This window comes from Mycobacterium sp. (assembly GCF_036488105.1).
Taxonomy (GTDB): domain Bacteria; phylum Actinomycetota; class Actinomycetes; order Mycobacteriales; family Mycobacteriaceae; genus Mycobacterium.
Genome location: NZ_DASXHW010000273.1, coordinates 1 through 4,425, shown reverse-complemented (window position 1 = coordinate 4,425; position 4,425 = coordinate 1). Strand labels below are relative to the sequence as shown.

Sequence of the window (4,425 nt, the reverse complement as noted above, 5' to 3'; positions counted from 1 at the left end):
CGCCGCCAGGAAAGTCTCCGACCAGGCGTCGTCAGCGTCGGCGTGGCCGAGGACCGCGCGCGCCACCCGCAGCACGGTGGCACCGTGCTGCGAGACGACGCTTTCGAACGGCGGCTTCATTATTGGCGGCTACCACAGCGCTGGAGGTGGCGCGGGTATCGCGTTCTCCAGCTCGAGCAGATATTGCTTGCGGTTCAAACCGCCGGCGTATCCAGTGAGCTTGCCGTTGGATCCCACCACGCGATGGCACGGGATGACGATCGACAAAGGGTTGGCGCCGACGAAGCCGCCGATGTCACGGGCGTCCAGGCCGCCACCGATCCTCCGGGCCAGCGCACCGTACGTCGTGGTGCGGCCGTAGGGGATCTCGACGAGCAGCTGCCAGACTTGCCGGGCCCGTTCGCTGCCAAGGGGATTGAGCGGCAGATCGAATTTCTGGCGTTCGCCGGCGAAGTATTCGCTGAGCTGCGCGATCGCCGTGTCGAATCCGTGGTCGTCGCTCGGCTCGACCCGCGGCCCGAAGGTCGTGTGGTCGGGCCGGGTCCAGTGCCCTGGGTAGTACAGACCGGTCAGGCCGTCGTCGTCGCGCACCAGGGTCAGTGGTCCGATCTGTGAATCGATGACGACGTGACGAGTCGACGTCGTGGCGGCTGCGATCGACATGAGGCCTCCGGTGTTTGTTGGAACTGTTGTCTACCGGGTAGACGTCTGGCCCTCGTGATTTGTGAGTTTGGCCGCCAAATCGCGCAGATCGGTCGCGGCGACCGTCGGCTGCGGCAAGCCCGGAAGTGGTAGTGCCGCGTTGCCGGGCCGGGTGATCAATGCCCCGCTGAATCCGACCGATTGGGCGCCGATGGTGTCCCAGACGTGGGCGGCCACCATCATGCAGTCCGCCGGGGATACGGCGAGCTGCTCGCACGCGTGCAAGTACACCGCCGGCGCGGGTTTGAACTCTCGGCAGCTCTCGACGCTGAGCTGTCGCTCGAACAGGTGGCCCAACCCGGCGTGTTCCAGCGGGCTGGGCCCGTCCGGGTTGGGCGGTGAGTTCGTCAATGTGACCAGACGAAATCCGTTGTCGCGCAGAGTTGTCAGCCCGTCTTCGACTTCGGGGTGAGCCGGCATGGTGAGCATCGCGTGCTTCAGTGCATCGACGTCCGCCTCGGCGATCTCCACGCAGCGGGTGGTCGCGAGCATCCGCAAGATTCCCTGACCGAGCGTGAAGAAGTCGACGTAGTGCCCCGACAAGGTCGCCGTCATCGAGTACATGACCAGCTGATTGAACCACTCCCGCATCGCCGCACGATCGCCGAGGATGCGCTCGAAAACCGGTGCTATGGACTCGATGTCGATCAGCGTCTCGTTGACGTCGAACACGAGAACTGACGGTGCGGCGGCCATCGCCCCATCATCCACCGATAAGGCAGGCTGGCAATAGTCGGCGTCGGTCGTTGACCTGCCTGCCGCCAGACCCCTATCAGGACAAAACGATTCTGGTGGTCGGGTGCGGCAGCGGAATCGCATGTGTGACGCTGAATCTAGACGGCGGCGAACCGCTTACTTAGCCACCTTTACACGGCCGGCGGGCGACGGACTCAGCGCGACGGATGCCTCAGCGGTGTAGCACAGGAACGTCACGGTCTCCTGCATATACAGCTGGACGGTCTCGGCATCATGCGACAGATAGCCGATGGAGACGTCGGTGCCCAGTTGTAGGTCGAAGTCGCCGCCGCGGGTGGTCAGCACGAAGGCGCCGTCGATGGCCGGTGCCCAGATGATGTCGTTTTCGACCAGCCGACGGATGTGCTCGCGGATCGGGTAGCCGTGCTCGGTCGTCTCGCTGACTTTGGTGTAGGCGTCCGCCGACAGCAGCACCGCGTACGGGCCTTCCACACCGGCCAGCCTCAGGCTGGACAGCGCCTGCGATATGACGTCGGGGAACTCGCGAATGTCCTTGGGCAGCGTCAGCGCCGGGTTGGAGCTGCAGCTGCGGATGCCGTCGATCAAGGCGTCGCTGTAGCCCTCGAAGATGGCCCGGTCTTCCGCGAACGCCAGCTTCTTGGCCGCCGTCTTGACCGGATCCCAGTCGGAGTCCTGCGAGCCGCGCTCCACGTTGTCGATCTCCGAGCGCGACAGCGTGAACGGAACCCGAAGCCGTACAAGCGGTTTACTGGCGCGCAGGTGGCTGATCACGCCATCGGAGGGCGGCTTGACATCGATCAGTCGCCCGGTGCTGACCGCGGCGGCGGTCGGTCCGGCCGATTCGCTGACGTCGACCACCCGGCGGCCGGCGATGTGACGCTTGAAGGTCCGCCTCGCCTCCACTTCGATTTCATCCCAAGCTTCCTCGGTGATCGGAGCAAGATCGCGGTACAGGTTGTTCATTGCGGGGTTCCTTTCAAACTGCCGATCGTCAACGAGCCATCCGCGGATGTCTTGAGTATCGCCGGAGTCGCTGCCGGTGAGATCGGCAGCGGTGGCGGGTCGTCGAGAAAGTCGACGGTGGGGGAGAAGAACAGTCCACCGGTGACCGCGGTGGAGAAATCCAGGATCCGGTCGGTGTTGCCGGGCGGGTCGCCGAGAAACATGTTGTGCAGCATCTGCTCGGTCACCTGCGGCGCGCGCGAGTAGCCGATGAAGTAGGTGCCGAATTCGCCCTTGCCGAGCTCACCGAACGGCATGTTGTGCCGCACGATCTTCAGCTCGGCGCCGTCGTCGTCGGTGATGACGTTCAGCGCGATGTGCGCGTTGGCCGGCTTCTCGTCGTCGTCGAGTTCGAGGTCCTCGAGTTTGGTTCGGCCGATCACGTGCTCCTGCTCGCTGACCGACAGCGCATCCCAGGCCACCACGTCGTGCAGGTACTTCTGTACGTGCACGTAGCAGCCGCCGGCGAATTCCGGGTCCTCGTCGCCGATGGTGGTGGCCGAAACCGCCAGTGCGCCATCGGGATTCTCGGTCCCGTCGACGAACCCGAGCAGATCGCGATTGTCGAAGAACCGGAACCCGTGCACCTCGTCGACCACGGTCACCGCGCCGGCCATCGATCGCAGAATGTTATTGGTCAGCTCGAAGCAGACGTCCAGCGTCTCGGCCCGGACGTGGAACAACAGGTCACCGGGAGTTGTCGGGGCCGTGTGGCGGGGGCCGTCCAATTCGATGAACGGGTGCAGCTCGGCCGGTCGCGGCCCCTCGAACAACCGGTCCCAGGCGCGTGAGCCGATCGAGGTGATCACCGACAGGTGTTTGGCGGGGTCGCGGAAGCCGGTCGAGCGCACCAACCCGGAGATCCCCGACAGCGCGTCGTGCGCGACCTCTTCGCCGCCCTCGTCGACCGTGACCACCAGGAAGATGGCGGCTGGTGTCAGCGGCGCGAGCACCGGTTGCGGATCGGGCACGTGTTCGACCCTAACGTTTCCGACGAGGCCGTGATGAAAAGATGGGCGCATGGTTGCCACGGCGCAAGGGCTGTGCGAATTCATCGACGCATCCCCGTCGCCGTTTCATGTCTGCGCCACTGTGGCGTCCCGGTTGCGGGCGGCCGGCTACACCGAGCTCGCCGAGGCGGATGAGTGGCCACGCGCCGGCAAATACTTCATCGTGCGAGCCGGGTCACTGGTGGCCTGGAACAGCGGCGACGACGCCGACGGTCGACCGTTCCGAGTCATCGGCGGCCACACCGACAGTCCCAACCTGCGGGTCAAGCAGCATTCCGACCGTGAGGTCGTCGGCTGGCAGATGGTCGCGCTGGAACCCTACGGGGGCGCCTGGCTGAACTCCTGGCTGGACCGCGACCTGGGCGTCAGCGGGCGACTGTCGGTGCGCGACGGCGCCGGCATCGCGCACCGACTGGTCCGCATCGACGACCCGATCCTGCGGGTACCCCAGCTGGCAATCCACCTGGCCGAGGACCGCAAGTCGCTGACGCTGGATCCGCAGCGCCACGTCAACGCGGTGTGGGGCGCCGGCGGCGCAGCTCGATCGTTCATCGGCTATGTCGCCGAACGGGCCGGTGTCGATCCCGATGAGGTGCTGGGCGCCGATCTGATGACCCACGACCTGACTCCGTCGCGGCTGACGGGCGTCGACCACCAGTTCGTCAGCGCGCCGCGGCTGGACAACCAAGCATCCTGCTATGCGGGTCTGGAGGCGTTCCTGGACGCCCGATCCACCCAACACCTGCCGGTGCTCGCGCTGTTCGACCACGAAGAGGTCGGATCTACGTCCGATCACGGCGCTGACTCCGAGCTGCTGCTGGTCACGCTGGAACGCATCGAGCTGGCCAGGGGTGGCGGGCGCGCCGACTTTCTGCGCCGACTGCCGGGATCCATGGTGGCCTCGGCGGACATGGCGCACGCCACCCACCCCAATTACCCGGAGCGGCATGAGCCGGGGCACCTGATCGAGATCAACGGCGGTCCGGTGCTCAAG

The 4,425-nt window shown here is 65.8% G+C and carries 5 protein-coding genes and 1 pseudogene; 1 reads left to right on the top strand and 5 read right to left on the bottom strand.

Annotated elements, in window-relative coordinates; translation table 11 throughout:
• The 5 genes and pseudogenes from VGH54_RS14035 to VGH54_RS14015 form a co-directional block, all read right to left on the bottom strand.
• A pseudogene (locus VGH54_RS14035) lies at positions 1–120 on the bottom strand (RNA polymerase subunit sigma); the annotation flags it as partial.
• Positions 121–129: 9 nt separating this feature from the next.
• A complete protein-coding gene (locus tag VGH54_RS14030) occupies positions 130–663 on the bottom strand; it encodes a methylated-DNA--[protein]-cysteine S-methyltransferase (RefSeq protein WP_331512623.1) in 534 nt (177 codons plus the stop codon).
• Positions 664–693: 30 nt separating this feature from the next.
• Complete coding sequence (locus VGH54_RS14025) at positions 694–1,398, bottom strand: haloacid dehalogenase type II (protein ID WP_331512622.1); 705 nt, start codon at positions 1,396–1,398, stop codon at positions 694–696.
• Between the two features lie 156 nt (positions 1,399–1,554).
• A complete protein-coding gene (locus VGH54_RS14020; RefSeq protein ID WP_331512621.1) occupies positions 1,555–2,382 on the bottom strand; it encodes a family 1 encapsulin nanocompartment shell protein in 828 nt (275 codons plus the stop codon).
• Complete coding sequence (locus tag VGH54_RS14015) at positions 2,379–3,443, bottom strand: Dyp-type peroxidase (RefSeq protein ID WP_331512620.1); 1,065 nt, start codon at positions 3,441–3,443, stop codon at positions 2,379–2,381. The genes VGH54_RS14020 and VGH54_RS14015 overlap by 4 nt, the downstream gene beginning before the upstream one ends.
• On the opposite strand from VGH54_RS14015, the gene VGH54_RS14010 reads away from it, so the two are divergent.
• Positions 3,442–4,425: M18 family aminopeptidase (locus tag VGH54_RS14010; protein WP_331512619.1), on the top strand; the 984-nt coding region annotated here is incomplete at its 3' end. The genes VGH54_RS14015 and VGH54_RS14010 overlap by 2 nt on opposite strands.

Coding starts and splice junctions, on each gene's coding strand:
- VGH54_RS14030 (WP_331512623.1), bottom strand. CDS start 663: ATGTCGATCGCAGCCGCCACGACGTCGACTCGTCACGTCGTCATCGAT.
- VGH54_RS14025 (WP_331512622.1), bottom strand. CDS start 1,398: ATGGCCGCCGCACCGTCAGTTCTCGTGTTCGACGTCAACGAGACGCTG.
- VGH54_RS14020 (WP_331512621.1), bottom strand. CDS start 2,382: ATGAACAACCTGTACCGCGATCTTGCTCCGATCACCGAGGAAGCTTGG.
- VGH54_RS14015 (WP_331512620.1), bottom strand. CDS start 3,443: ATGCGCCCATCTTTTCATCACGGCCTCGTCGGAAACGTTAGGGTCGAA.